The 26,447-nt window shown below is 59.8% G+C and carries 22 protein-coding genes and 2 pseudogenes; 5 read left to right on the forward strand and 19 right to left on the reverse strand.

Annotation, left to right across the window (positions count from 1 at the left end; all coding sequences use genetic code 11):
* Nucleotides 1–78: 78 nt before the first annotated feature.
* From OEG82_RS23950 to OEG82_RS23980, 7 genes are all read right to left on the reverse strand, one after another.
* Nucleotides 79–960, reverse strand: a complete 882-nt coding sequence (locus tag OEG82_RS23950; protein ID WP_267615126.1) for a GntR family transcriptional regulator — start codon at nucleotides 958–960, stop codon at nucleotides 79–81.
* Between the two features lie 49 nt (nucleotides 961–1,009).
* Complete coding sequence (locus tag OEG82_RS23955) at nucleotides 1,010–3,235, reverse strand: N,N-dimethylformamidase beta subunit family domain-containing protein (protein ID WP_267615127.1); 2,226 nt, start codon at nucleotides 3,233–3,235, stop codon at nucleotides 1,010–1,012.
* Nucleotides 3,236–3,248: 13 nt separating this feature from the next.
* Nucleotides 3,249–3,575 (reverse strand): N,N-dimethylformamidase alpha subunit family protein, encoded by a 327-nt coding sequence (locus OEG82_RS23960; protein WP_267615128.1) that lies wholly within the window; start codon nucleotides 3,573–3,575, stop codon nucleotides 3,249–3,251.
* Between the two features lie 63 nt (nucleotides 3,576–3,638).
* On the reverse strand, nucleotides 3,639–4,679 hold the full coding sequence (locus tag OEG82_RS23965; protein ID WP_267615129.1) for an ABC transporter substrate-binding protein: 1,041 nt from the start codon (nucleotides 4,677–4,679) through the stop codon (nucleotides 3,639–3,641).
* Between the two features lie 32 nt (nucleotides 4,680–4,711).
* Nucleotides 4,712–5,554 (reverse strand): ABC transporter permease, encoded by an 843-nt coding sequence (locus tag OEG82_RS23970; protein ID WP_267615130.1) that lies wholly within the window; start codon nucleotides 5,552–5,554, stop codon nucleotides 4,712–4,714.
* Nucleotides 5,554–6,456, reverse strand: coding sequence for an ABC transporter permease (locus tag OEG82_RS23975; RefSeq protein ID WP_267615131.1), 903 nt, complete (start codon nucleotides 6,454–6,456; stop codon nucleotides 5,554–5,556). Before OEG82_RS23975 ends, OEG82_RS23970 begins: the two co-directional genes overlap by 1 nt.
* A gap of 4 nt (nucleotides 6,457–6,460) precedes the next feature.
* On the reverse strand, nucleotides 6,461–7,567 hold the full coding sequence (locus OEG82_RS23980; RefSeq protein WP_267615132.1) for an ABC transporter ATP-binding protein: 1,107 nt from the start codon (nucleotides 7,565–7,567) through the stop codon (nucleotides 6,461–6,463).
* A gap of 154 nt (nucleotides 7,568–7,721) precedes the next feature.
* Between OEG82_RS23980 and OEG82_RS23985 the strand changes: the two genes are divergently transcribed.
* Together OEG82_RS23985 and OEG82_RS23990 are read left to right on the forward strand one after the other, a co-directional pair.
* Nucleotides 7,722–7,928: a P1 family peptidase gene (locus OEG82_RS23985; protein WP_267615174.1), complete on the forward strand. Its 207-nt coding sequence runs from the start codon at nucleotides 7,722–7,724 to the stop codon at nucleotides 7,926–7,928.
* Nucleotides 7,925–8,785, forward strand: coding sequence for a P1 family peptidase (locus OEG82_RS23990; protein WP_267615133.1), 861 nt, complete (start codon nucleotides 7,925–7,927; stop codon nucleotides 8,783–8,785). The genes OEG82_RS23985 and OEG82_RS23990 overlap by 4 nt, the downstream gene beginning before the upstream one ends.
* Nucleotides 8,786–9,021: 236 nt before the next feature.
* Here the strand turns inward: OEG82_RS23990 and OEG82_RS23995 are convergent, their stop codons facing one another.
* Nucleotides 9,022–10,392 carry an aminotransferase family protein gene (locus OEG82_RS23995; protein ID WP_267615134.1) on the reverse strand — a complete coding sequence of 457 codons (1,371 nt, stop codon included), beginning with the start codon at nucleotides 10,390–10,392 and terminating at the stop codon, nucleotides 9,022–9,024.
* A 424-nt stretch (nucleotides 10,393–10,816) separates the two neighbouring features.
* Between OEG82_RS23995 and OEG82_RS24000 the strand changes: the two genes are divergently transcribed.
* Nucleotides 10,817–12,154 (forward strand): PQQ-dependent sugar dehydrogenase, encoded by a 1,338-nt coding sequence (locus tag OEG82_RS24000; RefSeq protein WP_267615135.1) that lies wholly within the window; start codon nucleotides 10,817–10,819, stop codon nucleotides 12,152–12,154.
* Between the two features lie 96 nt (nucleotides 12,155–12,250).
* Here the strand turns inward: OEG82_RS24000 and OEG82_RS24005 are convergent, their stop codons facing one another.
* From OEG82_RS24005 to OEG82_RS24050, 10 genes and pseudogenes are all read right to left on the reverse strand, one after another.
* On the reverse strand, nucleotides 12,251–12,685 hold the full coding sequence (locus OEG82_RS24005) for a RidA family protein (RefSeq protein ID WP_267615136.1): 435 nt from the start codon (nucleotides 12,683–12,685) through the stop codon (nucleotides 12,251–12,253).
* 169 nt (nucleotides 12,686–12,854) lie between these two features.
* Nucleotides 12,855–14,237, reverse strand: coding sequence for an NAD(P)/FAD-dependent oxidoreductase (locus OEG82_RS24010; protein WP_267615137.1), 1,383 nt, complete (start codon nucleotides 14,235–14,237; stop codon nucleotides 12,855–12,857).
* Nucleotides 14,234–15,733, reverse strand: a complete 1,500-nt coding sequence (locus OEG82_RS24015; protein WP_267615138.1) for an aldehyde dehydrogenase — start codon at nucleotides 15,731–15,733, stop codon at nucleotides 14,234–14,236. The genes OEG82_RS24010 and OEG82_RS24015 overlap by 4 nt, the downstream gene beginning before the upstream one ends.
* Nucleotides 15,726–16,607: a molybdopterin dinucleotide binding domain-containing protein gene (locus OEG82_RS24020; protein WP_425497671.1), complete on the reverse strand. Its 882-nt coding sequence runs from the start codon at nucleotides 16,605–16,607 to the stop codon at nucleotides 15,726–15,728. The genes OEG82_RS24015 and OEG82_RS24020 overlap by 8 nt, the downstream gene beginning before the upstream one ends.
* A pseudogene (locus OEG82_RS24025) lies at nucleotides 16,599–18,169 on the reverse strand (molybdopterin-dependent oxidoreductase); the annotation flags it as partial. The pseudogene OEG82_RS24025 and the gene OEG82_RS24020, both read right to left, overlap by 9 nt.
* Nucleotides 18,058–19,035, reverse strand: coding sequence for an ABC transporter ATP-binding protein (locus OEG82_RS24030; protein WP_267615139.1), 978 nt, complete (start codon nucleotides 19,033–19,035; stop codon nucleotides 18,058–18,060). The pseudogene OEG82_RS24025 and the gene OEG82_RS24030, both read right to left, overlap by 112 nt.
* Nucleotides 19,025–20,008 (reverse strand): ABC transporter ATP-binding protein, encoded by a 984-nt coding sequence (locus OEG82_RS24035; RefSeq protein ID WP_267615140.1) that lies wholly within the window; start codon nucleotides 20,006–20,008, stop codon nucleotides 19,025–19,027. Before OEG82_RS24035 ends, OEG82_RS24030 begins: the two co-directional genes overlap by 11 nt.
* A complete protein-coding gene (locus OEG82_RS24040; RefSeq protein ID WP_267615141.1) occupies nucleotides 20,005–20,850 on the reverse strand; it encodes an ABC transporter permease in 846 nt (281 codons plus the stop codon). The genes OEG82_RS24035 and OEG82_RS24040 overlap by 4 nt, the downstream gene beginning before the upstream one ends.
* Nucleotides 20,851–20,855: 5 nt before the next feature.
* Entirely contained in the window at nucleotides 20,856–21,800 is a 945-nt protein-coding gene (locus OEG82_RS24045; protein WP_267615142.1) for an ABC transporter permease, read from the reverse strand.
* Between the two features lie 20 nt (nucleotides 21,801–21,820).
* The gene (locus OEG82_RS24050; RefSeq protein WP_267615143.1) at nucleotides 21,821–23,278 is read right to left on the reverse strand and encodes an ABC transporter substrate-binding protein; all 1,458 of its coding nucleotides are present in this window, start codon (nucleotides 23,276–23,278) and stop codon (nucleotides 21,821–21,823) included.
* A gap of 271 nt (nucleotides 23,279–23,549) precedes the next feature.
* Between OEG82_RS24050 and OEG82_RS24055 the strand changes: the two genes are divergently transcribed.
* Nucleotides 23,550–24,467, forward strand: coding sequence for a LysR substrate-binding domain-containing protein (locus OEG82_RS24055; RefSeq protein ID WP_267615144.1), 918 nt, complete (start codon nucleotides 23,550–23,552; stop codon nucleotides 24,465–24,467).
* 18 nt (nucleotides 24,468–24,485) lie between these two features.
* Nucleotides 24,486–24,789: pseudogene (locus OEG82_RS24060) on the forward strand (DDE-type integrase/transposase/recombinase); the annotation flags it as partial.
* 61 nt (nucleotides 24,790–24,850) lie between these two features.
* Here OEG82_RS24060 and OEG82_RS24065 read toward each other — a convergent pair.
* Nucleotides 24,851–26,299, reverse strand: coding sequence for an aldehyde dehydrogenase (locus OEG82_RS24065; protein WP_267615176.1), 1,449 nt, complete (start codon nucleotides 26,297–26,299; stop codon nucleotides 24,851–24,853).
* Between the last annotated feature and the right edge of the window lie 148 nt (nucleotides 26,300–26,447).

Raw genomic sequence — 26,447 nt, forward strand, 5'->3', positions numbered from 1 at the left:
GCCAAGCGACAGCACTGGGCAAGGATGTCGCGGCAATCGGATCTGCCCTTTCGGGTTGAGTGTAGAAGGCATATGCAGTTAAAAATCGGGACCGGCATCCTTGGCTCTCTGAAGGTGGACCGTCATGGCATGGGCTGCTCCCTGCAGGTCCTCCCGCTCCAGTTCATCAAGGATCTCCAGATGTTCGAGGCAGGACCCCTGCAACCTTCCGGTGTTCAAGAGGGAGCTGTATTCGAGCAGTCGCCGAAGCCGGTTCTGCTGTAAAACAGATTGGACCAGGAAGCGGTTGCCAGAGCATTTCGCGATAAAATTATGGAAATCCTCGTCCAGCGCAAACAGATCAGCGGCACTCCTGGCGACTTCGCTGGAGTGAATGACTCTGGTGTGCCGCTCGCGCAGCGCCGATCCTCCGGCGCGGTCAAACCGGAATGTTGAGACAAGGAGACATTGTGGCTCAACCACCAGGCGAAAATCATAGCTTTCATCATGGGCCTGAGAAGAGTTGAGCGTGGGCTCGAACTGCCAGCCATATCCCGGCATTCTCGAAACGACGCCGTCATCGGACAAGCTGTTCAATATCCGCTGGGTGGACAGCCGCCCGAGACCGTATCTCTTTCGAATATCGCCTTCGCTCATATCCTTGGGAAGAGTGCCCTCGAACCAATCTCGAGCAATCGTCTCTTTGATTTTCTCGTCATCGGTTTTTGGCAGGGTTTTGAGGAAATTTTCACAGGCTGCCTTGTCCGCAGTGACGAAGAAACCGCGATTGGCTTGGCTGTCTACCAAATCGGCGTCCAGCAAAAGGCCCAAAGCAGCCCGGACCGGCGAGCGTGAGACGCGGAACATTTCCGACAACGCAGCTTCTCGCAGGTGCTCACCTCTTTGGATGGACCCTTCACTAATGGCCCTAGCAATTTTTTCGGCAAGTTGAAGTTGAAGGTCGCTTGCTGGAGTATTCATGAAATGCACATCGTCTGAGCGGAGCTGCTTTTGTCAACAATCCGGCGCATTATAGGGCAGGCATAGAAAAAAGCTTGGGATTATTGAAGCGTCGAAGGACATTTTCCGTCATACGCGCGATTTCATTGTCATATCCGTTCCAGGCAACCGACCCTGCCCAGGCAATCGATCCGGTCGAGAAAACCGCCCCTCCACCCGTGGTCTCGAAGAACGTCAGATCTGCACGGATGATTTCTGCCTGCGTTCCGGTCCAGTCCGGCGTCGGATCCAGCAAGTCTTCGGGTGTCATGAGATAGATGTCGGTATGCCGCACCGACGATGCCAGCACCACCGCATGCTCCGGGGTGCCCTGGGCAATATCCGCACGATCCAGCTCTAGTCCGGCCGCACCGCCGCCCGCCAGTCCGAAATCTCCGATAACAGACCGGTCAATGCCATCGAAGATGAAGGCTGTGCGACTGGTCTTTGCTTCGGGATTGACCACATAGGGTTCGGATATGTCGAAGCCCTGGCTTGTCATCCCCACTCCGCAAAGACGGTTTGGCGGATGCCCGTTGCGTCGCCACAGCCCGCCATATTCGCCGGTGAAGGCATGATAGAACTGACCGTGGCCAGGCTCCCAGGGGCGAATGCCTGCTTCCGAGCGGCGGCATTCCATAATACCGGGCATGTCCTCGTTGAAGCTCACCACCCAGTAAAAGCCGTTGCCGCCAAGATACATCAACCGGCCGCCCCGCTCGGTGAAGCTCTGCACCGCTTCAATCATGTTGCGCGTGTAGTACTCGGGATGACTGCCGGTGATCACCACATTGTAGCGCGACAGCAGCCGCAGGCCTTCTTCGTGAATGTCTTCGTCGGTGATGACATCAAAATCCTGCCCGATGTGATCGAGCCATCCTGTTATGTGGGTGTCGGCGTTGAACTGCCAGATGTTGGAGCCCAGCCCGCCCAGAAAGGATTTGACCTTGGGCTGCATGTCCACAATCGGGCGCAGGCGAGAGCTATGGAACACTCCGCTGTCATCGTCATGCATCTCATAGACAGAAAAACCAATTCCGGGATTGTCCTGCAGGAAGAGGTGGTGACGGTCGAGCTCGACGGCACGCCCCATTCCTATCTCCGTGCCCGGCACGTCCATACCGAGCCGGTGGTTAGCATAGGCCATGTAGCTGCAGGTCGGGAAGAGGAATGCAATGGTGTTGCCTGTTGGCTTGCTGCGCGGCGGGCGAACAACGAAGACACAATAATACGCGTCCTCTTCAACGCCGTCGGGCACCAGCCGGACCGCGTAGATGCCGCTTTCGAGATCGACGGGGAGGGACAGTGCAAACTCTACGTCCCAGGCCGCGTCGTAGACATCGGTCGCGTGAAAATGAATCGCCGAGTAAAGCTCGGGCCTTTTCTTCCAGTCAAGCTCCTGCCCCCTCCACAACCACCCGGTCATCGCGCGTTTGGGGGCGTTGTGTATCCTTCCGTGCAATCGATAAGGCGAGATGTCGCAAATCGTCTGCGTCGTCATTTTCTCCGAAAAGTTCCAGGCCGCGACCAGATCACTCTGGCGGCGCAGCGTCGAGAAATCTGCCAGCAAGGTGCGCAATGTCTCAGGCGCTACAACTGAATTGAACAGTGCCGGCCGATCTATCTTGCCATCGTAGAAATCGCAAAACGGACCTTCACGGGTGCGTGTAGCCGCAATTATGCACTCATCGGCACGACCATCGACGATCGCTGAGATGGTTTGCGTGTTAGGTGCCGCCAGCCTGGTGGCGGATTCGTTGTCAACAATCAGACTCAGGCTTGCGGTACCGCTCTGCACTTCATAGGACAGGGAAACGATTTGCCAACAGGCCACTGACATGCACGCTGTGCTGCGAAGGCTTGCCATGCCGCAGGTTCCGCTCAAGTGACCTTCCGCATCAATTCGCAGACTCGCCACACCGGGTAGTGAAATTATCACACGGTCGCGGCCGGTTATCAGTGTCGGCTTGACGACAGCGGCAAGGGTGAAGCTTGAAAGGCTGCCGATCACGTCTTGGCCGGGCACGATGACGCAGGAGCCCGGCCGGAATGGTTGCGCCTTGGCTTTGCGGGTTCCACCCAGATCCAGGTCAATCAGGTCATCCTTGTACCCCGGCCCCTCGGGATTTGTGTCCCCCTGAATGATCCGCCGCAGGTCCGCGGTATACTCTCTCGCGCCGAAGGAGGACACCATCACATCAAGCGTTTCCCCCGGCGCGATCGACAGCTTGTCAGTGTAGCCAACTATTGGCAGCATGGGTTGTGTCCTGTCAGGTTGATTGCGAAAGATAGGGGTCCAAATTCTGACCGGTCAGGTCTCTCCATCGGCGCTTGAAGATGTCGCGCTCGGCGTCAATCAGATCGGTATATGTGATGCCCGCAACCAGCTCGATCTTGGCGCCGCGGCGTGCCGGCAAACGACCCAGCTGCCAAAGTCCATAACGTTCCTTCACCACCAGAACATATTTGAACGATCCGTGCGGGCCCCGCATGCGGTTCAGGACGCGTTGCAAGCCGGGACTGTGATAGCCGATCGGGGCGGCCATGAATTCCCGTGCAAACGGAAGGTCTTCTTCTGTCAGCTGATACCGCGCCATAGCTAGCCTCAACAAAATAGGAAATGGGGCGCCAGACGCGGCGCCCCAAAGGAATGTAAGCGTTCAGTTGGTTTTCACATGATCCCATGCGCGTGTGTAAAGACGCAGGTCCTTACCCAAGTCGTCAAAGATTTCAAGCTTCGCGCGGACATCCGCCGGAGGGTTCACTGAAGGATTGTCCTTGAGTTCCGGAGGCAGCAATTTGATTGCAGCGGTGTTGACCGATCCGTTTGTCAGGCGTTCTGTATTCATTGCGGAGATGTCGGGCCGCATGAGGAACTCAAGGAATTTCAACGCATTGTCACGGTTGGGCGCAGACTCGAGCATGCAAATATCTTCCTGATACATCGTGGCCCCCTCTTCGGGAATCACAAAGCCGAGCAAATCTGGATTTTGGTTGACGTTGAGAACCGCGCCGACATAGTAATGCGATGCTGCAACGTCACCGGCGGTAACCAGCGGGATGACATCATAGCGGAACGCGCCGATATTCGGTTTCTGTTTCAGAATATACTCTTCAGCTGCGGCAATCTCGTCCGGATTTGTCGAGTTGACGGAAGAGCCGGTCATGATCAGGCCAACACCGAGCGTTTCGCGCAGATCGTCCAGCATGGTGACTTTCCCGGGATTGGCGGCCGCGTAGTCGAAGAACTGCTGCCAGGATGTCAGTTCGGGAATCATCTCTTTGTTGTAGAAAATGCCAACAGCGCCCCATGCATATGGCAGGCAATATTCTGCATTTGGATCTTCTTTTGATCTGATGGAGCCGGGGTCGATGTTTTCGAATCCCGGCATCTTGTTCACGTCCGTCTTCTGCAGCAATCCGATTTTTTGCATGACGTCATGCATGTGGACCGACGGCCAGACCAGATCGTAACCCGTGGCACCCGCCTGCAGTCGGGCCAGCAACTCTTCGTTAGTTGAATAGGTATCCAGCGTCACCTCGACCCCGAATTCCTCGCTGAACTTCTCGATGACCGTGGGGTTGATATAGTCACCCCAGTTGTAAAGCCTCAGATTCCCCTCGGCGGATGCGGCGGTGGACAGCCCCATGGCACCGGTGAGCGCGATACTCGCAAGTTTCGCTACCGTTTTTATGTTCATGGCTTTCTTCTCCTTTGTTGGATGGCTTCGTGTCAGGATTTTCGGCTGCGCAGATAAAGGCCCAACGCAGCGACCAGGAATGAGAACGTGAGCAGCAACACGGCCAGCGCGTTGATCTGGGGTCTCAGACCCCGGCGCATCATGGCAAGGATGAACAGCGGCAAGGTTTGGGAGCCAACACCGGCGATGAAATAGGTGATCACCACATCGTCGAGCGAGATGATGAAGGCCAGCAGGAATCCGCCAACGACACCAGGCATGATCTGCGGCAAGGTGATCCGGCGGAATGTGGTGATCGGACCGGCGCCAAGGTCCGCCGAGGCTTGCTCCAGACTTGTATCCATTCCCGCCAGCCGCGAACTGACCACGACGAAGACATAGCTCGACAGGAAGGTCGTGTGCCCGATGATCACAGTCGCCAGGCTGAGTTCAAATCCCGCACCGACGAAAAAGATCAACAGCGCAATGCCAAGAACGATGTCGGGGACGATCATCGGCAGGATCAGCATCGCCTGGTAGAATTTCTTGCCAACGAAATTGAAACGTTGAAGGGCAATGGCCGTCGCCGTGCCGATAGCGGTCGATATGGTGCTCGCCGTCAGAGCCACCAGGGCGCTGGTCTTGACGACATTGAAAATACGCTCGGGTGATTCAGTGAAGGCCGCGTCGAACGCAGATTGTGAATTGGCGCCGCCGAAGATGGTCAGATACCAGTCGAATGTGAACTCGGTCCAGACCGCCATATTGATGGAATTGGCATTGAACGAATAGACGAATATCAGGGCCAGCGGCATGTACAGGAAGGCAAGGAAGAAAAACCCGTAGCCTTTGAAGAGTTTGGTCCAGATGGAAAGGGCAAGGATCTTGTCCAGCACTATGCGACTCCTCGTGCTTCAGCCCGGTTTTGACGGCTGATCTGGAACATCACAACAATTACCACCGCCGCCATGATCAGCAGCGCCAAGGCTGCGCCAAACGGCCAGTCACGCGATTGCAGGAATGACCGTTCGATCAGGTTGCCGGTCATCTGCACCTTCGACCCTCCGAGAAAGGAGGGAACGATAAAATTGCCAAGCGCCGGGATGAAAACGATAACCGACCCGCCAATGATCCCGGGTGCGGTCAGCGGCAGCACCACGCGGCGGAAGGTTTGAAGCGAATTGGCGCCAAGATCCTGCGAGGCGCGCAGCAGCGAATAGTCGAGCTTTTCCACATTCGCGTAAATTGGCAAAAACATGAACGGCGTCAGGATATAGACCATGCCGATGATCACGGAAAAATTGGAGAACAGCAGATCCAGCGGTTCGACGATCAGCCCGGTAGATTGCAGAATTGTATTGAAAAATCCGGTCGGTCGCAGAAGCAGCAGCCAGGCATAGATCCGGACAAGCATATTGGCGAAGAACGGCAGAGTGATCATGAACAGGGCCATGTTCTTTCTGGTCCCCTTCATCCTGCTCACCCAGAAGGCTGCTGGATAGCACAACAGGAAAGTTCCGATCACCGTCATGACTGCAATCTGGACGGATTCGAGAAAGATCATCAGATAGATCGGCTCGAACTCTTCATAAGCATTGAGCGGCCAGCCGAGGATACGTCCGTAATTGTAAGGGTACCAAGTCCATTCCACCCCGCCATAAAGGCCTGGCTCCAGAAAGCTGTAGACCACCATGATCGCCAACGGGATCAGAAAAAAGACGCCGACCAACAGCGTGAACGGAGCCAGAAGCAGAAACAGTGTCCGGCGGCGACGTTTGGCGAGGGCTCCGCTGTCCAAGATGTCAGCCCCCCGTGCTTTCGATCAAATGCGCGGCCTCAGGCGAGTAGTACAGTTTGACCTCGGCGCCTGTATGAAAATCCTCGCCTGTCGCACCTTTGTTGTGCCGATGGCGCACCAGCGCGGTACGCCCCAGTCCGACATCAACATGCAACTGCATATCCGAACCAACGAAAAGACAATTGGTCACCGTGCCGGGCACGAAGATGTCTTCGTCAGCGCCGCTCAATGGAGACAGCGTCAGATGTTCGGGGCGCAAGACCATGCTCACATGGTCACCGGATGTGAAGCGGTCGGACTTCGCCAGAAGCTCGCGTCCGTTGCCGGTGCGCAGAGTCAGATAGCCGCCATCGGCCTTGATGATCTTGCCGGTAAAAATGTTGCTTCGGCCAACGAAGTTGGCAACGAATTCATTGGCCGGGGCGTCGTATATCTCTTTCGGGCCGGCGAGTTGCTGTACTTTGCCCTGCGAGACAACCGCGATGCGGTCCGACATCGCCAGTGCCTCATCCTGGTCATGCGTGACGAAGACAAAAGTGATTCCCACCGAGTGCTGGAGGTTCTTCAGCTCGACCTGCATTGTCTCGCGCATTTTGCGGTCCAAGGCTGATAGCGGCTCGTCAAGCAACAAGACCCTTGGCTTGAGCACCAGCGACCGCGCCAGGGCTACCCGTTGCTGCTGGCCGCCAGAGAGCTGTCTGGGTTCGCGTCCGCCAAATCCGGACAGCCCGACGAGATCCAGCATCTCGTTAACCCGAGCGTTGCGTTCCTTTTTGTCGGTACCGGCGACATCAAGGCCGTAGCCCACATTGTCCGAGACATCCATGTGCGGAAAAAGCGCATAGTTCTGAAAGACTGTATTGAAGGGTCTTCGGTGGGCCGGGACTTGTCTCAGACTTACACCCTCAAACACGATGTCGCCCACATCAAGGTCTTCGAACCCCGCGATACATTTCAGCAATGTCGTCTTGCCACAGCCCGAAGGTCCGAGAAGCGTGAGGAATTCATTGTTCTTGATATCAATCGAGACGCCATCAAGCGCTTTGACCTCGCCTCCTCCCGGCATACGGTAGAATTTGGAGGCTGACGAAATTCTTAGGAAACTATCCACTCAGACCTCTCGAAGGACGCTGTGACTTCTCTCGTTGGCGCTGTATTTGTAGCATCTGAAAATACAAAAACTCAAGCCCGAAATAGTGTATATCCTTCCCAGGACACGACAAAAGAGGCTGAAACTGATGAAAAAACGGGCAAGAGAGTTGGGAATGCTGTTTCGAGGCACGCCGGGTCACCGAAACACAATCCTGGATGTGGAGGGAATTCTGGTGGGGCAGGTGTCGCTTTCCCGATCTCAATCGCCTGACAGCGGGCAGATCCGTACCGGCGTCACGGCGATTTTGCCGAGAGGATTTACCCACCCCCCAAGCCAGTGCTGGCTGGCCAGTTCTCGCTCAATGGCAATGGTGAAATGACCGGAAGCCACTGGATCCGTGATGCCGGCCAGTTTCTCGGGCCCATCTGCCTGACGAATACGCACAGTGTCGGAATAGCCCATCACGCGACCGTCAAATGGATGATCACCCATTATGCCGAGGAGTTCCGGCAAAATCACATCTGGGCTATGCCCGTAATCGCGGAAACATATGATGGCGTTTTAAATGACATCAACGCTCAATATGTGACCGAAGGCCATGTGCTTGAGGCGATTTCATCTGCCGGTACGGAGCCGGTGGCCGAGGGCAACTCCGGCGGTGGCACCGGCATGATATGCTACGAATTCAAAGGCGGAACGGGGACATCCTCCAGGGTTCTTCACATTGACGGCAGCCCATTCACCATAGGCGTCTTGGTGCAGGCCAACCACGGCATCCGCGACTGGCTGACGGTTTTGGGCGAACCGGTCGGGTCCGTCATGCAGGACAATCGCTTGATGGACCGCGAGTCCGGATCAATCATCGTCATTGTCGCGACAGACCTTCCCATGCGCCCGGACCAGCTCGAGCGACTCGCACGGCGGGCAGCCATTGGGATCGGACGCTCGGGGACACCGGGCGGCAACAATTCTGGCGATATATTTCTGGCCTTCAGTACTGCCAATCCGCAAGAGTTGCCGGGATGCGGGGCACCATTCCACACTCTCGAACACGTCAGTGATGACCATCTCGACTGCGTCTATCTCGCCGCGGTCGAAGCGACGGATGAAGCGATCATCAATGCCTTGGTCGCGGCTCAGGATACACCGACGTTCAAGCCCCCGGGCCATATCTGCAAGGCGATCGACACAGGTCAGCTTGTGCGCCTTTTGCGCAGCGCCGGAAAATGTACCTAAATCGCCGCCGTGCGCATGGGGCCGCGGCTGAAACGGTTATGGTTCCGTCAAGACGGTTCAAGACGACATCGCGCCACGGATACATCATGGCGCCAAACATCGCGAGCGGACGATCGCAAGACCTGCTGAAATGCGGGACTTTTTGGCCTGTCACCGAAGAAAGGCAAGATGACGCAAGCAGATTTATATCTGCTTGACGAAACCCTTTATCGCCGCTCCCGGCCTATCGAAACCCGTCAGAGGCCGACATCGGAAAAGACTTCCACCATCGTCTCTTCGAGAATATCGAAGATTTCATCTATTTCTTTTTCGGTGATGATGAAGGCAGGGCCGAGAACGATCGCAGCGCCGAGAGGCCGGCAAATAAGCCCCTTCTCCAGCGCCTTGTTTGCGATCCGCTCGGAAATCTGAAGCTCACTGGGCAAGGCCTGCTTTGTTTTCTTGTCCGCAACGATTTCGACCGCGCCCATCAGGCCGACGCCGCGCGCTTCTCCCGCGTATTTATGCTCGCCAAGTTTGCGCAACCGCTGCATGAAATGTGGGCTCACCTTGACCACGTTTTCCATCAACCCCTCATTCTCGATCACCTCAATCGACTTGAGAGCGACCGCGCAACCCAACGGATTGCCGCCAGCCGTGAAGCCATGGGGAAACTCCTCGGCTTCCTCCGATACCCGGATCAGTTCCTCGCTGAGCTCCTTGCCCAGAATGACAGCTCCCATCGGGAAATACCCTGCCGTAATGCATTTTGACGCCACTATGGCGTCGGGTTCCATGTTGTATTTAACGCTGCCCCACATGGTGCCAGTGCGGCCAAAGCCACAAATCACTTCATCCGCGATCAGGGGAATTTTATATTTGCGAAGGATCGGTCGAATTTCCTCGAAATAGCCCTCCGACGGAGGAATGACGCCGCCCGCTCCCTGCACCGGCTCAGCAAACATGCCCGCGATAGTGTCGGCGCCTTCCTTGATGATCAGCTCTTCCAGATTGCGCGCCAATCGCTGTGAAAATTCCAGTTCGCTCTCACCATCACGCCCGAATCGCCAATAATGCGGGCAATCTGTCTGCAGGAATCCAGGCAATGGCAGCCCAAACTCCGCGTTATAGGCTTTGCCGGTCATCGAAGCGGTGGCAACGGTTACGCCATGATAGGCGTTCAGGCGCGTTATGATCTTGCGTCGCTGCGATTGACCGTTGCGGCGGTGCAGCATCCATAGCATTTTAACAACAGAGTCGTTTGCTTCCGATCCGGAGTTGGTGAAATAGACCTTGCCATCGCTGAATGGCGACAGCTCCACGAGTTTTTCCGCCAGGGCAACAGTGGTGTCCGCCACGCGCCCGAAAAACGAGTGATAGCCCGGAAATTTGCGGGCCTGCTGGCACAAGGCGTCGATGATGCCCTGATGGTTGAAGCCGGCGACATTGTTCCAAAGGCCCGAATTTGCGTCGATATAGCTTTTGCCGTGCACGTCAAACACCCTGATGCCATCACCATGGGTAAGCACAACCGGTCCCTTTGAATTGAGTGTTCCGAAGTCAGTGAAGGGATGGAAAACACTTTCCATGTCCCGCTGCTCCCAGGTCTTTTCAATCTTGTGTCTCATCGCCGGATCTCCCGTTGTTTGTATTTGGTGCTACATGAAACACAATATTTCGTAAAGGGAAAGATCACGGGCGATGTGACCTGCATCACGAATGGCGCATTTTTCTAGAGATTTGAGCCGGGGACAGCGGTGATACGGTGTGGAAATCCAGGTTTGATTTCGTCCTGAACACGTCCGGCAACGACTGAAGGCCGGCCGCTTCAGGCGGTAGGGCCAGTCTTTTGATCAGTGCTGTAATGGTTGCCTCAGAGGCGCCATATACGCGTCGGATCCAGCACTGCGGAACGATTGACATACGGCAAGGGAGCCATTTTTCGATCCTTTTCCCCCGGCGGCCTTTGCTTCAGAATGACAATCAAGCTATCACGCCGGAACAGGGCTCTTTGTGCCCTGATGGCCCGCGCCAGTTGAAGGGATCCGATCCATGTCTGCCATTTTTGCCCGCCTCGTCGCCATCATCGGCGGCGTCATGATCCTGTTGCGCCGCTGGGGCGTCAGCGCCGAGGCCCCCGCCGTCGGCGGCGCGCCGATCATTCCGGAAGCCAAGGCGCAGGGCATCCCGACATTGAAGATGCCGACGGCGCGCGGCTGGAAGGACGGCCACACGCCCACCGCGGCTCCAGGCCTCAAGGTCAATGCCTTTGCCGCCGGTCTCAAGCATCCGCGCTGGATCCACGTACTGCCCAATGGCGACGTGCTCACCGCCGAGGCGCTGGGCGTTCCCGGCGGCCCGATCAGGACACCTTTCGATTACGCCATCTACTCGACCATGAAACGCGCCGCCGCCGTCGGCAACAGCCCCAACCGCATCACGCTGCTGCGCGACACCGATGGCGACGGCGTTGCCGAGACACAGCACGTCTTCATGGACAAGCTCAACCATCCCTTCGGCATGGCCATGCTCGACGGCACCTTTTATGTCGGCGCCACCGACGGCATCTCGTCCTATCCCTATGAGGAGGGCGCCATCCGCATTGATGCGCCGGGCAGGAAGCTCGTCGATTTCAAGCCGGCCGGCCATTGGACCCGCAGCCTGCTGCCAAGCCCCGACGGCTCGAAACTCTATTGCGGGGTCGGCTCGCTCTCCAACATCGGTGACAATGGCCTCGAGGCCGAGGAAGGCCGCGCCGCGATCTACGAGCTCGATATTGCCACCGGCGACAGCCGCATTTTCGCCGGCGGCTTGCGCAATCCGGTCGGCATGGCCTGGGAGCCGTCGACCGGATCGCTATGGACCGTGGTCAACGAGCGCGATGGCCTGGGCGACGAGACCCCGCCCGATTACCTGACCTCGGTCAAGGACGGCGGCTTTTACGGCTGGCCGTTCTGCTATTGGGGCCAGACGGTTGATGACCGCGTCGAGCAGGACCCGGCGCTGGTGGCGACCGCCATCCGTCCCGACTATGCGCTTGGCGGCCACACGGCCTCGCTCGGCCTCTGCTGGCTTCCCGCCGGCACCCTGCCCGGCTTCCCCGAGGGCATGGTTATCGGCCAGCACGGCTCCTGGAACCGCTCGACGCTAGCGGGCTACAAGGTCATCTTCGTGCCCTTCGAGAACGGCCGTCCTTCCGGTCCGCCGCGCGACATCCTCACCGGTTTCCTCGCTCCCGATGAAAAGGTCTCCTATGGCCGTCCTGTCGGCGTGACCCTCGGCCCCGACAACTCGCTTCTGGTCGCCGACGATGTCGGGGATGTCATCTGGCGCGTTACCGGTGCGGCCGGCCCTGCCGCAAACGCGCCGCCAACCGGCGACCGGTCATGACCTCTCGACAGGATCGGAGATGGCGAGGTTCAAAGGCCGCCATCTCCACCGACCGGTGATCTGGCTGTGCGCAGGCAGGTCCGGGGTCTGAAGCCATCAGCGTCCCAGGGAAACCGATCTGTGCTCCACCGGTCCGCTTCCCGCGCCCCGGTAAGCGGTCATTTCCATCTCGACCTTGAATTCGGGCATTCCGAGCGGGGAGCAGGTGATGGTGCGTTGCGGGTCGATACCGTTGAACCTTTCGCCGACATAGTCCATCACCGCGGGCACATCTGCAGGATTCGGGATGAAGATCTTCGAGATGATGATGTCCGTGAGATCGGACCCGACAGCTTTCAGCGCTCCTTCGATATTGGCGAAGCACTGCTTGGCCTGCTCCACCGCATCGTCGGACATTTCCCGCGTCTTGTAGTTCCGACCCGCCGTATTCGAGACAAAGATCCAGTCATCGACGCAGACAAGGCGTGAATAGCTCTCCTTTTCCTCAACTATCGATCCGGATTTGAGCTTGATGATTTTTGCTTCAGTCATGTTGGGGTCTCCAGGGATTCGATGAGAATAGGCGTAACCTTTGACGAAAAGGGGTGCGCATGCAGGGGTGAAGCCAGGGTTGCGCGGGCGTCCTGAAGGAGGATGAAATCGGGCTTGCGCGCCGCATCGTGTGCGGGCCCGCGCCGACACCAATCATCCGCCGGGACATTCATGAGGACGCACTGCGGTCGGGCGCCTCTGGGCCGGAGGCGGGGGAACGGTCAGAAGAGCCAGGCTCCGCTGTCTTCGATGATGTGAACCGGTTCCATCGAAACGGTTTCGGATCAACAATCGGAGGGCGATCGAGAAGCATGTCGGCCGCAAGCCGCCCCAATCCCGGGCCAAGTCCGAAACCATGTCCGGAGCAGCCGGAAGCAATATAGGCACCTGCCAGGCCCGGGATCTGATCGACCACGGGAACCGCATCGGGCGTCACATCCATGACACCGGCCCAAGCGTGAGTTGTGCGCGCATGCGCGAATTGGGGGAAGACCTTGCTGGCATTCCTGACCGCACGCTCAAGGAAGGGTTTCGACGGGCTGGGATCAAGGCTGCGCACCGCTTCGAAGATCGTCGGCCTGTCCGCGTCCCAGTGTCTTGAAAGCGAAAGGTCCTTGAGGAACGAGGGACCGATACGCAGATGGAATTCCCGCCAGTTCTCGATCAATCTGGGAAGGTACTGGCGAAACAGGCGGAAATTGTCAGGGACAATCTCGGCGATATTGGCGTTTCGCAGGGTCAGTGTATGGCCGCCATCAAGGCGGGGACGAAAGGAGAAATTTTCGGTCCCGAACGGATGGTCAGGCAGGCCCTGCGCACCGACAACGCGCGCAACCGTGCCGATGAGCCGCAACTGGGGGAAGTCGATGTCGTGATTGCCAAGCAGGGTGCGGCTCCATGCGCCCGCGGCTATCACCACCTTCTGCGCGCGGATGCGGCCGCGTTCCGTGACGACACCGGTCACGCGTCCCCCCTCAATATCGAGAGACCGGACGGCGCACTGGGTGACGACCGCGACACCGGCCCCGCGCGCCGCCTGTGCCATGGCGGGAACGGCCAACCAGGGTTCGGCATAGCCGTCTTGCGGCGACCACAGCGCCATGCGCACGTCACCCGCCAGCTCGGGAGTTCCGGCTTTCACCCGCTCACTGTTCAACAGGGTGGTTTCGATACCGTATCGATTGCCGATCTCGTGCCAGCGCATCCAGTGGTCCGCATCGCGCCGGGTAAAGGCTGCATAGGTGATTCCTGCCTGCCGGAATCCCGTTGTTCCCTTGATCCGTGTATCCATGACGCGCCAGAGTGCCAGTGAGGCGCTGGCCAGCGGCAGTTCAGCCTCTTCCCGTCCCATCTGGCGCACCCATCCCCAGTTGCGGCTGGATTGCTCTCCAGCGATCACCCCTTTCTCGCAAAGAGCAACCGACACCCCTGCTTCTGCCAGCTCCAGCGCTGTCATGACGCCGACAATGCCTCCGCCGATAACGACGACATCCGCCGAGAGCGGAAGCGTGGCGTCGCCCTCAAAGGCGGCGACCGGTACTGAAAGGGTCATTTGCCGGTCTCCAAACCTATCCAGATGGTCTTGGTCTGCTGATACTGCGCCAGCGCTTCCAGACCGTTGTCGCGGCTAAGCGATCCTGATCTGCGATAGCCGCCAAAGGGGGTCGCGACCGAACCTTCGGAGAAGCAATTCACCGAGACGGTGCCTACAGGCAACGCACGGGCGAAGCGGAACGCCTGGTCAATGTCCTGGGTAAAAACAGAGGCATGAAGGCCGAACTCCGTATCTGCAGCCAGCTTCAAGGCAGCGTCATCGCTGTCAACCTTCATGAGGCCCATGACCGGCCCGAAGATTTCCTCCCTGGCGATCTTCATGCCGGGCGTGACGCCGTCGAATATTGTCGGCTTGAGAAAGAAGCCGGGACTGTCGTCCAGGTCCGCGCTCCCGAGCAGGACCTGCGCGCCCTCTTCGACCCCCGACCTCAGATAGCCTGCGACCCGGTCCCGATGCTCGGCAGTGATCATCGCTCCCATGTCCGTGGCCGGATCGAGGGGGTCACCCACCTGAAGCTTCTTCACCCGTTCCAGGGTCCGTTCCACAAACTCTTCATAGCGGCTGCGATGAACGATCTGGCGCATATTGGCGGAACAGTTCTGACCGCCGTTCCAGAACGCCGCCATCACCGAGGCCTCGATCATCTCGTCGGTGATACGCGCCTGTTCAAGCACGATGAACGGGCTCTTGCCCCCCAGCTCCAGGCCGACAGGCTTCATGTTGGTCTCTGCGGCATAGCCGAGCAGGAACGCGCCGACTTCGCCCGAACCGGTGAAGGACACCGTGTCGATATCCGGGTGTCGTCCGATCGCCTGTCCGACGACTTCGCCAAGACCCGGGAGAATGTTCAGCACTCCGGGGGGGACGCCGGCTTCCGCTGCAAGCTCTCCAAGCCGCAGAGCCGTTAGAGAGGACTGCTCGGCCGGTTTGAGAATCACGGAACAGCCCGTGGCCAGCGCCGGCGCCAGCTTCCACGCCGCCATCAGCAGGGGAAAGTTCCACGGAACGATGAGACCCGCCACGCCGATCGGCTCCTGGACGATCATCGAGAACGCCTCCGGCCCGGTCGGCACCACGCGGCCAAATGTCTTGTCGATGGTTTCGGCGTACCATTGGAAGAAATGCGGCACCTCGTGCGCCACCTCATTGCGGCAGTCCCGGATGGTCTTGCCGCTGTCGAGCGCTTCAAGCAGTGCCAGCTCCTCGCCGCGCTCGCGCAACAATGCGGCAAACCGCAACAGGACATCCTTGCGCTGCGCGGGGTCGCAGCGCGACCATGCGCCGTCATCAAAGGCCCTGCGCGCGGCCCTGACTGCATGATCGACATCCGCACCGTCGCAGGCGGAAACTTCGGCCAACAGGGCGCCGGTGGCAGGGTTGAGGGTCGCAAAGGTCTTCCCGGAACGCGCGGGAACCGCAGCGCCGTCTATCCAGGCGCGCGTCTCGATCCTCACATTCTCCGCAAGTTCTCGGTTGCGGTGCGCATCACTCATCGCCGGTTCCTTCTCTTTCTAGGGTGACAAAACAGGGGGGATCAAAGGCGCGCACGGGCGGCAGGGCACCTGTCCATTTGCGCACGGCGACCCTGCTGACCTGGCCGGTACAGCCCCGCGTCAATTGCGAGGTGCCCTTGTCGGGCGTAAGCACATTTGCCGAGCCATGCGCGCAGAAGACACGTGCCGTCCCTTCGGGATCCGGTTGGGGGTCGAACCAGGCTCCGGTTTGCAGGTGCGCGACGCCGGGCCGAACGCTCGGGGTAATCTCGACGCCTGCGAGGCAGGCGCCGCAATCGTTTTCCACGCGCGCAACGTCGCCATTTTTCAGTGAGAGCGCCGAGGCATCGGCCGGGTTCAACCGCAGCTTTTCGCGACCAGCCACCTTTGCCCGGCAAGAGGTTTCCCCGAAATCCAGCTGGCTGTGAAGCCGCGTCGAAGGCGCATTGGCAATCAGATGGAATGGGTATCGCGCATCGGGTGCGCGCAGATGCGGACGCCAAACGGGCATGCCGGGCGCATCATCATAGCCGTAGGCGGCAATTTCCTGGCTGAAGATCTCGATCCTACCGCTGGGCGTGCCGAGAGGGCGGTCCACAGGCGCCTTGCGAAAGGCTTCGAGGAACCCGCCGCTGTCAGCCTCGCAGGGCAGATCGATCCACCCCCTGCGCCAGAACTCATCGAAATCCGGCGCATCAAGGCCCCGTTCCTCAAGCGCCTTGCGGGTCGGCTCATAAAGATGGCGCAGCCACTGGTCCGGCGAGCGGCCTTCGGTAAATCCTGCATGTTCTTCCGGTCCCATCGCTTCGGCCACGGCCGCCAGCGCCTCGTGGTCGGAACGCGCCTCGCCTCTCGGTTCGCACAACTGCTGCATCGCAAACAGACGCGGATCATTGCGGGTACCGCCAAAGTCCGAGCGTTCAAGCGAGAAGGAGATCGGCAAGACGATGTCGGCGGACTTCGCAGTGGCGGTCCAGGCCTGTTCCTGCACAACAAAGGTATCGACCCGACCGATCGCCTGCGACAGACGATGGAGATCCTGATGGTGATGAAAGGGGTTCCCCCGGCCCACCACAGCAGGCGAATGTCCGGGAAGGTTCGCTCCTGTCCCATGAAGCTGAACGGCGCCCCGGGATTGAGCAGCATGTCGGAAATCGATGCAACGGGTATCCACTCGGAACAGCTATTCTTCCCCTGCGGCATGACCGGTATCGGAACCGCGACCTTCTGGCGTCCGGTATGGGCAAGCGACCCGAAGGCATAGGTGAATCCGCGACCGGGCAGACCGATCTGTCCGACCATCGACGCCAGAGCAAGGGCCGCCCAGAGCGGCTGCTCGCCGAACTCCGCGCGCTGAATCGCGTGCGCGACGGAAATCAGCGACTTTCGCCGAACGAGTTCGCGCGCGAGTGTCGCAATCGTTTCGGCGGAAATGCCGGTGATTGCCTCCGCCCATGCCGGCGTTTTCGGGCCACCGTCGGTGGCGCCGACCAGGTACTCGCGGAATCGCTCATAGCCCACGCAATGGGTTTTCAGGAACTTCGTGTCGGCAAGACCTTCATCCTGCAACACGAAAGCCATCGCCAGGATGAGCGCGGTGTCCGTGCCCGGCCGTATCGGATGCCACACGGTGCCGATGTCGGCCGGCATGTCGTCGCAAATGGGCGAGACCAGGTGAAACACCCCGCCGCGGGCCGATATCCGGCGCATGGCATCATGTTCGATATGATCGCTGACGCCGCCATTGCCGATGGCCGAGTTGCGCGGCGGCATGCCGCCGAAACTGACGATGAGTTCTGTTTCTGCCACAACCTGTTTCCAGGAAACGGTGTTTCGCGAGATCTCGCCGAAGCTGCCGATCAGTCTAGGCAGCAACGGCGCGGACGCACCGGCGCTATAGCTGCTCACCCCGGTGACATAGCCCCCGAACACGCTGTTGAGAAACCGGTGGATCTGGCTCTGGGCATGGTGGAAGCGCCCCGCGCTGGCCCAGCCATAAGATCCGCCATACACGCTCGCCGCGCCGAAGTCGGCTCGCACGCGCTTCACCTCACCCGCCAGCAGTTCGGAGGCTTTTTCCCAGCTCACCTCGACGAAGGGCTCACCGATCGGGCGCGGGCGCGGACCCGGGCCGTACCGGAGCCAGCTTTCCCGGATCGCCGGCCGGAGCACACGCGCGGGATGATCCAGGGCGTTGCGATAGTTTTGCAGCATCGGATTTGGTGCGCGATCGCCCTCGTGCGGCGTAAGCTTCAGCCCATCGCGGTCTTTCCGTGCGTAGAATGCGCCCCAGTGGCTGGAGTGGATGACATCGCGTGACATGGTCATGCCTCCACCGGCGGAAGCGATTCCGCGTGGTGGCAGGCGACAAGCCGCCCCATCACCGGTCGCAACACGGGCGTTTCCGAGCGGCATCGCTCTGTTACAAAGGGACATCGGGGATGAAACCGGCATCCGCTGGGCGGATCGAGCGGTGAAGGCGGCTCGCCTTCCAAAACTTGGGAACTGGCCACCCATTCCGGATCCGGCACTGGCGACACGCTGCGTAGCAGCCGGGTATAAGGATGAGCCGGCGCGTCGAAGACCGCCCGCGTGGCCCCGCTCTCGATCACCTGCCCCAGATACATCACGGCGGTCCGCTCACAGAAGTGACGGACAACGCCGAGATCGTGGGAAATGAAAACGAAGGCTATGTTCCGTTCCTTTTTCAGGCGCGCCATCAGGTTGAGAATTTGGGCCTGAACCGAAACATCAAGCGCCGAGACCGGCTCGTCGGCGATGATCATGCTGGGTGAAAGAACGAGAGCCCGGGCGATGCCGATCCGTTGCTTCTGGCCGCCAGAGAACTCGTGAGGGAAACGGCTGGCGGCTTCCGGCGGCAGACCGACTTCGCTCAACGCGCTGTGCACGAGCCCATTGATGGCTGCACCCGAAGCGATCTTGTGCACGCGGATAGCTTCCGCGAGCGCGTCGCCGATGCGCATCCGGGGCGACAGCGACGCCGCAGGATCCTGGAAGATCATCTGCAGTTTGGGACGCAGATGCCGCAACTGGCGCACAGCCATTTGGGAAATGTCGGTTCCGTTGAAAACCACTGTGCCGCCGCTGGGCTTGACCAGCCGCAGAATTGCACGCGCGACCGTGGACTTTCCGCAGCCGCTCTCGCCGACGATGCCGAGCGCCTCGCCTTCGTCGACTTTGAAACTCACCCCATCCACGGCCTTCAGCGGATAGGTCCTCGGCACGGGCCAGCCCCTGCGGATTGAATAGGTCACACGCAGGTCATCGACACTAAGAAGCATTGTCGCCTCCATTGACGTGCAGCCAGCAGCGGACAGTATGGTCCGGCGTGCCTTCCAGCGTGACCGGCGGCGGCATCTTGTGGCATATCTCCATCGCATGCGGACACCTGTCCATGAACCGGCATCCATCCGGCATGCTCGGAAGGGATGGCACCCTTCCCGGAATCGAGGCCAGTTCCGACAAATCCCGGTCGACCCTGGGCAAACTGGCGAGAAGCGCGCGGGAATAGGGGTGCGCGGGACGGCGGAAAAGCTCCTGGACGGACGCGGATTCAACCAGATCGCCGCCATACATCACGACGACGCGGTCAGCGTGACCGGCCACGATCCCCAGATTGTGGGTGATGAGCAGCATGCCCATCTTTCCCTCGCCCTGCAAAAGATCGAGAAGATCGAGAATCTGGCGCTGTACGGTCACATCGAGCGCCGTTGTCGGTTCGTCCGCAATCAGCAGACGGGGGTGACATGCGATCGCCAGCGCAATTACCACACGCTGGCGCATGCCGCCGGAGAACTCGTGCGGATAGGAATTGTACCGGCTGGCGGCAGACGGGATCCGCACTTTCTCCATCAAGGCAATCGCTGCGGTTCGAGCTTCGCGCTTGCCCATACCGAGGTGATCACGCAGCGGCTCGGCGATCTGCTCGCCGACGCTCAGGACAGGGTTAAGCGCCGTCATTGGCTCCTGGAACACCATGCCGATCCTTGCGCCTCGGATCTTCTCCATCCGGACTTCCGGCAGTGCTTCGATCGCGACGGAATCGAGGATAACGCGGCCTTCGGTGATCGCGGCGACGGAGGGAAGAAGTCCCATGATAGACATGGCGAGCAGGCTCTTGCCGCAACCGCTTTCGCCGACGATTGCAAGGGTTTCCCCGTCAGCGACCTCAAACGAGATTTCTCGCAAGGCGTGGCAATCACGTTCGTCGAGCCGAAGCGTGGTGCGAAGGTTTTCGACACTGAGCACACTCATGCCGACGCCCTCGGATCATTGGCATCTCGAAGCCCGTCACCCACCAGGTTGAGACCGATCATCACCACGAGGATGGCGACCGAAGGCCAGATGGCGAGCCCTGGATAATCCAGGAGGTTGTCAAATCCCTCGCGCACCAGACCACCCAGGGTCGCCGCCGGCGGTGGAGCCCCGAGGCCGATAAAGGCCAGCGAGCTTTCGGTGCGCACGGCGGTCGCAAGCCAGAGCGTTGCGACAATGATCATGTCATCGAGCGTTTCAGGCAGGATATGACGGAACACGATGCGCGAGTCCGAATAGCCCAGCACCCGGCAGGCATCGATGTAGTCGCGGTCCCGCAGGGCAAGGGCAGCCGAGCGCGCCATCCGGTAAAAAGCCGGAAAGGCGGTGATCGCAATGGCGATGATCAGATTGGTGATCCCCGGACCCAACAGCGCGACAATGATAATGCCGGCCACCATTTGCGGAAAACTCATCAGCAGATCGTTGGCGGCCGAAATCCAGCGATCAATGCGGCCCCCGTAATAGCCCGACAGGATGCCGACGGCGGTGCCCGCCACCATCGCCAGCACGGTCGACGCGAGAGCTGTCCAGAGTGTGATCCGCAATCCGTAGAGTATGCGTGAAAAGGTGTCGCGGCCGAACCGGTCGGTGCCCAGCCAGTAGTCTGCCGATGGCGGACGGAAACGCGCCAGCATCGACTGGGCATAAGGGTCATGCGGCGCGATGAACGGCGCGAACACGGCTGCCAGGAGCACGATGATCATGATCGTGGCGCCGATGCAGATGGCGATCCAGCCGGGGCTGCGGGACTTGCGAGCGGGGTGAGTGGCGCTGGTCATGTCGGTCATCCGGTCTTCACCCTCGGATCGGCAAACCTGTAGCAAAGGTCGGTCAATGCATTGACCAGCACAACCAGGATCGCATAGGCCACGACCAGTCCCTGCAACAACGTGTAGTCGCGCCGCTCCAGCGCCCCGATCACCAGCTTGCCAAGGCCCGGCCTGTTGAAGACGATCTCGGTCAGGACCGAGTTGCCGATCAGAACGCTGAAATAGAGCCCCGTGAAGGTTACGACGGCGAGCAGGACATTGCGCAGGGCATGCTTCCAGACGATGCGGCTGGCGGGGACGCCCTTGGCCTTGGCTGTCCGGATGAAATCCGCCCGCATGATGTTCATCATGCCGCCGCGGGTGACGCGCGCTACATAGGCCATCATCACCAGCCCCAGATTGAGCGCAGGCAAGGCCAGCGACATCAGCCTGCCCATCGGATCGGAAAATGGTTTGCCTGACGAAATCACCGGAAACCACCCCAGCCAAACGGAAAAAACCAGCAGCATCATTACGGCAGAGACGAAGGCTGGAAAGGACAGCCCGCCAAGCGTGAAAATCCGAACCGCCCAGTCGACCCATCCCCCGTTGGACCGGGCCGCGATGACGCCGAGCGGCACGCCCAGCGTGACGCCCACGAACACGCCCGCCAGAGACAGTTCCAGGGTATAGGGAAGGACCTCGAGGATGGAGGTCAGAACCGGACGGTTGGAGATCATCGACGCGCCGAGGTCACCCCGGGCGAGTTGTGAAAGGAAGGCGAGATATTGCTGCCAGATCGGCAGGTCGAGACCGGTGGCCTGGTGAAACCGCGCGATCGCCTCGGGCGTGGCCTGATCACCCAGGATGATCAGGGCCGGATCGCCCGGGACGATGCGCACCAACACAAAGGCCAGAGTCAGGACTGCGATAAGCGTCGGTATCAGTGTCAGAAGCCGCTGGCCGACATAGCGAAGCATGATCTCGCCTTTCGCTTGGGTTACTTGAGTTCGGTCAGTTCTGTGACCACCGGTCCGAGATGCATCTCTGCCTGCAACTCGTAGCCCCAGTCCACATTGCTGCGCCGTCCGTAGGCGATCAGCTGCTCGTACAGCGGCACGGCGCAGATGTTCTCGATGATCTTCTTCTGCGCGGATGCCCAGAGTTCCTTCTGTCTGGCCGGATCCGTTTCCGAGCGTGCGCTGACGATTTCCTCGTCCGCCACGTCGCAATGGGAGAAGTTGATCGACGCCGTGGGGGTGCCAACAATGGAATCCGAGTGGAAGAACTGGCTCAGAAACACATCGGCGACCGGGAAGCGCGCGGCCGAGTAGTACACAATCTGAGAGCGGTCCTCGCGGATCTGCGCGTGGAATGTCTGGTGATCGACCACATCAAGCTGCAGATCGATACCCGCAAGCGCCAACTGGGCTTGCGCCACCTGGGCCACGCCCAGCATGGTGGGAAGCGACGTCTGCACCATCTTCAGCGAAATCCCGTCCGCAAACCCGGCATCGGCCAGCATCTTGGCAGCCGCCTCGGCATTGCCTTCGCCGTAAATGGGGGTTGAGTTGTCCCAGCCCAGGTTGCCATTGGGTATGACCGAACCCGCTGGCTGCGCCAGGCTTTCCCCGATGAACTGGATGTACTCCTCACGATTGAGAGCCGTGGCAACGGCACGTCTGACCTCGATGTTGTCAAGCGGCGCCGAACTTGTGTTGAGGTGGAACTGCTGCAGTTCGGCCGGCCGCATGATGTCGACGACCAAACCCTCAGCCCCCTTGATGGAGTTGATCCATTCCTGATCCTGACGCCCATAGGAAACGTCAAGCTCTCCGGCCTTCAGAGCCAGGTCCCGGGAGGAGTCGGACGGAATGTAGCGGAACTCGATGCCGTCAAGCTTGGGCGCGCCCCGGAAATAGTCCGGGTTCGCGACGAACGTCACCCGTTCCTGCGGGACGTATTCTTCCACCATGAACGGTCCGGTGCCGACCGGCTGAGTTGCGAAGTCGGCGCCGCGTTCCTCGGCCGCCTTCTTCGAGACGATGTTGCCGCCGTGGTAATTGGCCACCAGGCCCAGCAAGGATGGCACCGGCTGCTTGAGGGTAATCTGCACCGTCATCGGATCCACCGCCTCGATCTTGTCGATCGCGCGATAATCGGAGGAGAAGGCCGAAGTGTCGGGATTGGCGCTTCGGTCGAGCGAGTACACCACGTCATCAGCTGTCACTTCGCCGAAACCATGATGAAACTTGACGCCCTCGCGCAACTTGAAGGTCCAGACCAGTCCGTCGTCGCTGCTTTCCCAGCTTTCTGCCAGATCAGGCTCCAGGGCGCCGATATCGTCGGAGCCGGGCTTGAAACGAACAAGTCCGTTGAACAGCCAGCCGGTGATCGGCTTGTCGGGCGTGGTGGTCGCGCGATGCGGGTCCATCGTGCCCAGATCCTGGGCAGCCATTCCGTATCTCAATGTGCCTTCCGCGAAGGACGGCTGGGCAGCGGCCAGTCCCATTGCCGTTGTGAGCAGCATGAGCGCTAGTCTTGTTCTTTTCATTGCTTTAACCTCCGAATTTGGGCTGATTTCTGAATGCCGCGCGGTGCGCGGGATGCGCTGTTCGACCTCGGTCTTCTTCTGTCGGAAAACCTCCAAGGTGGTATAGATGAGCAGCTAGCCAGTGTGCTAAGCCTAAGTCAAATATCATTATCTGAAGGTTGCATCCGGAAAAGTTATGCTGAGCCAACGGTCGCTGGAAGTTTTTCGTGAAGTCATGCTGTACGGCTCGCTCATCGGCGCAGCCCAGCGGCTGCGAATCTCGCAACCTGCGGTGTCGCGCCATATTCGCGAACTTGAATTGCAGACCGGGCTCACGCTTTTCCAGCGCGGGGGAAATCGGGCAACCCCGACCAAACAGGCTTTTGGCCTTCTCGCCGAGGTTGATCGTGCCTTTATCGGCCTGCGGGAAATAGAGGCGCAGGTAGCCAGGATTGCCAGCGGCGAAATCGACGCGGTCACGGTCGCTGCGATGCCGGTGATCGCGACCACGATGCTGCCCGAAATTGTCGCAAAGCTCACGAGCGATTTCAGCGACACAAGTGTCGATCTGCAGTCCGCCCACAGCAATCACATCATTCCGCGTGTTCGCGGCGGGTCCTACGCTCTCGGGCTGGTCTCGCTTCGCCAGCCGACGGTGGGCGCGCGCGTGATGTGGCGCGACCGTTTCCCCTATTACTGCCTCCTGCCCGTCAATGACCCCTTGAGCGACAAGCAGTGCATCCGCCCGGGCGATCTGGCCGGACGCCATCTGATCGGTTATGCGGAAACCTCCGTATCGGGTCTGATGCTTGACCGGGCCCTTTCAAGCGTCTCGCCCCCTCCTGTGGTGCGCCTGCGCGTCCATCTGAGCAAGAGCACCTGGGCGCTGGTGGAAAGAGGCTGCGGAATAGCCATCGTGGATTCGTTCGCCGCGCATGTTCATCGCTTGCGCGGAGGGATCGTGCGGCGGTTCGACACGGAGACGGAATTTGAACTCACGCTCGTCGTTTCGGAAACCGGCCAAAAGAGCGACTATGTCGATCGTTTCATCGAAACCCTCAAAACTGTAAGCGACCACTACAAGTCAGACGAGTTCCTGGGTGGTCAAGCCTGATGGACGTGGAGACCGGTCGGCAGCCAGACAAATCACGAGGCAATTGTGGCCTGCGATCTAGAAGACCGCCTCCGCGACAGGACGCGACGTTCGCCCAAACCAATTCGCATCTGTAGGACGAAGTATCTCAATAGCCGGATAGCAGGACCATCGGCATATCAAGCTCCGGGTCCGCTCAATGCTCGGCGTCAAGTCGATAGCGAGCGCCCGGGCCATACTCGTCAGCATCGAAATGGTTCATATGATGCGCAAGCGGCAGGCGAGGTTTGCCTATAATCCGCGCCCGTCAATCGCTGAGCAATTCGAAATCCGGGCCGCTTGATGGTCAGCTCGCAAGCGTCCCATCGAGGCCAGAATGACGGTTTGCGACAGAACCAGGCCCTTCAGATCGGATAATGCGGGGTGCCGTCCTGAATTGTGATCCATCTCAGTTCGGTAAATTCGGCAATGCCCCAGTTTCCGCCAAATCGTCCATAGCCGGAAGCCTTGACACCACCGAAGGGCATTTGCGCTTCATCATGCACGGTCGGGCCATTGATGTGGCAGATGCCGCTTTCGATGCGCTTGGCGACACTCATGGCACGCATGATATCCTTGCTGAACACAGCCGAGGACAGCCCGAACTCGCTGTCATTGGCAATCCGCACAGCCTCGTCAACCGAACCGGCGCGAATGATGCTGACCACCGGTCCGAAGCTTTCCTCGGTGTAAAGCCGCATGTCGGGAGTGACGTAATCAAGCGCCACGGCGTTTAAAATGGTGCCTTTGCCGCCACCGGCAATGAGTTTGGCGCCTTTGGCCACGCCGTCCTCTATCAGGTCCCGGATCCGTTCAGCCGCGCTGAGATTGACAAGCGAGCCAAGCGGCGATGAGCCTTCGCGAGGATCTCCGGCCGTGAGCTGCGCCACCTTCTTCGAGAACGCCTCGACAAACGTGTCGCCGACCGAGCCGACCACAATGATGCGTTCGGTCGACATGCAGATCTGGCCCTGGTTCATATAGGCGCCGAAACCGGCCGCAGCGACTGCCGCATCGACGTCGGCATCCTCGAGCAGGATCATCGGAGCCTTGCCGCCAAGTTCCAGCAATGCCGGCTTGAGATGGCGGCCCGCCAGTTCGCCGATCACCTTGCCGACCCGCGTCGAACCGGTGAAATTGATCCGTCGCACCGCCGGGTTTGCGATCATCGCCTCGACCAGAGCCGGCGCATCTTCGGGTGCATTGGAAATCGCGTTCAGCACGCCGTCCGGCAGGCCGCCCTGCGCCACCGCCTCGATGATCAAGGCGTGCGTCCGCGGGCACAATTCGGACGTCTTCATCACCACGGTGTTGCCGCAGGCCAGAGGCGTGGCGATCGAGCGTATGCCCAAAATGACCGGGGCGTTCCACGGCGCCATGGCCAGCACCACGCCCGCAGGCTGACGAACAGCCATCGCCATCGATCCCGGCCGGTTTGACGGAATGATTTCGCCCTTGATCTGCGTGGTCAGCGAAGCGGCCTCGATCAGCATGTTCGACGCCAGCATGACGTTGAACCGGGCCCAGCCCTCGGTTGCGCCGATTTCCTCGCCCATGGCCTTCACAATATCATCGGCGCGACCGGTAAGAGACGCCGCCGCATCAAGCAGCATCTTGCGCCGCTCCGCCGGCCCGGTTTCCGACCAGGCCGGAAACGCCCTGGCTGCGGCGTCAACCGCTTTGGCCGCGTCGTCAAGCGACGCCGCCGCCGCAATCGTCACGGTTTCTCCGGTCACCGGGTTCTTCCGCTCGAAGGTGGCGTTGTTGGACGCGGCGACGTGCTTTCCGTCGATGTAGAGGTCAAGATTTTTCATGGTGCTGTGCCTCGTTGTGGAGTTCTTGTTTCCGCCCAGAAAGGCGCGAATGACAGCCGGATCGCTGCGCAAATCGGATGCGGCGCCGGAGCCGGTAATCGAGCCGGTCTCAATCAAATAGGCGCGGTCGGCCAGCGCCAGTGTGGCG

It is taken from the genome of Hoeflea ulvae, from assembly GCF_026619435.1.
Classification (GTDB): Bacteria; Pseudomonadota; Alphaproteobacteria; order Rhizobiales; family Rhizobiaceae; genus Hoeflea; species Hoeflea ulvae.

Bases quoted from the DNA above. Each gene is read 5' to 3' on its own strand.
- OEG82_RS24020 (WP_425497671.1), bottom strand. From the start codon at position 16,607: ATGCAGCAGTTGTGCGAACCGAGAGGCGAGGCGCGTTCCGACCACGAG.
- OEG82_RS24030 (WP_267615139.1), bottom strand. From the start codon at position 19,035: ATGCTTCTTAGTGTCGATGACCTGCGTGTGACCTATTCAATCCGCAGG.
- OEG82_RS24000 (WP_267615135.1), top strand. From the start codon at position 10,817: ATGTCTGCCATTTTTGCCCGCCTCGTCGCCATCATCGGCGGCGTCATG.
- OEG82_RS23965 (WP_267615129.1), bottom strand. From the start codon at position 4,679: ATGAACATAAAAACGGTAGCGAAACTTGCGAGTATCGCGCTCACCGGT.
- OEG82_RS24045 (WP_267615142.1), bottom strand. From the start codon at position 21,800: ATGCTTCGCTATGTCGGCCAGCGGCTTCTGACACTGATACCGACGCTT.
- OEG82_RS24015 (WP_267615138.1), bottom strand. From the start codon at position 15,733: ATGAGTGATGCGCACCGCAACCGAGAACTTGCGGAGAATGTGAGGATC.
- OEG82_RS24040 (WP_267615141.1), bottom strand. From the start codon at position 20,850: ATGACCAGCGCCACTCACCCCGCTCGCAAGTCCCGCAGCCCCGGCTGG.
- OEG82_RS23990 (WP_267615133.1), top strand. From the start codon at position 7,925: ATGACCGGAAGCCACTGGATCCGTGATGCCGGCCAGTTTCTCGGGCCC.
- OEG82_RS24065 (WP_267615176.1), bottom strand. From the start codon at position 26,299: ATGAAAAATCTTGACCTCTACATCGACGGAAAGCACGTCGCCGCGTCC.
- OEG82_RS23955 (WP_267615127.1), bottom strand. From the start codon at position 3,235: ATGCTGCCAATAGTTGGCTACACTGACAAGCTGTCGATCGCGCCGGGG.
- OEG82_RS23960 (WP_267615128.1), bottom strand. From the start codon at position 3,575: ATGGCGCGGTATCAGCTGACAGAAGAAGACCTTCCGTTTGCACGGGAA.
- OEG82_RS23985 (WP_267615174.1), top strand. From the start codon at position 7,722: ATGCTGTTTCGAGGCACGCCGGGTCACCGAAACACAATCCTGGATGTG.
- OEG82_RS24050 (WP_267615143.1), bottom strand. From the start codon at position 23,278: ATGGCTGCCCAGGATCTGGGCACGATGGACCCGCATCGCGCGACCACC.
- OEG82_RS24005 (WP_267615136.1), bottom strand. From the start codon at position 12,685: ATGACTGAAGCAAAAATCATCAAGCTCAAATCCGGATCGATAGTTGAG.
- OEG82_RS24035 (WP_267615140.1), bottom strand. From the start codon at position 20,008: ATGAGTGTGCTCAGTGTCGAAAACCTTCGCACCACGCTTCGGCTCGAC.
- OEG82_RS23950 (WP_267615126.1), bottom strand. From the start codon at position 960: ATGAATACTCCAGCAAGCGACCTTCAACTTCAACTTGCCGAAAAAATT.
- OEG82_RS24010 (WP_267615137.1), bottom strand. From the start codon at position 14,237: ATGACCCTTTCAGTACCGGTCGCCGCCTTTGAGGGCGACGCCACGCTT.
- OEG82_RS24055 (WP_267615144.1), top strand. From the start codon at position 23,550: ATGCTGAGCCAACGGTCGCTGGAAGTTTTTCGTGAAGTCATGCTGTAC.
- OEG82_RS23995 (WP_267615134.1), bottom strand. From the start codon at position 10,392: ATGAGACACAAGATTGAAAAGACCTGGGAGCAGCGGGACATGGAAAGT.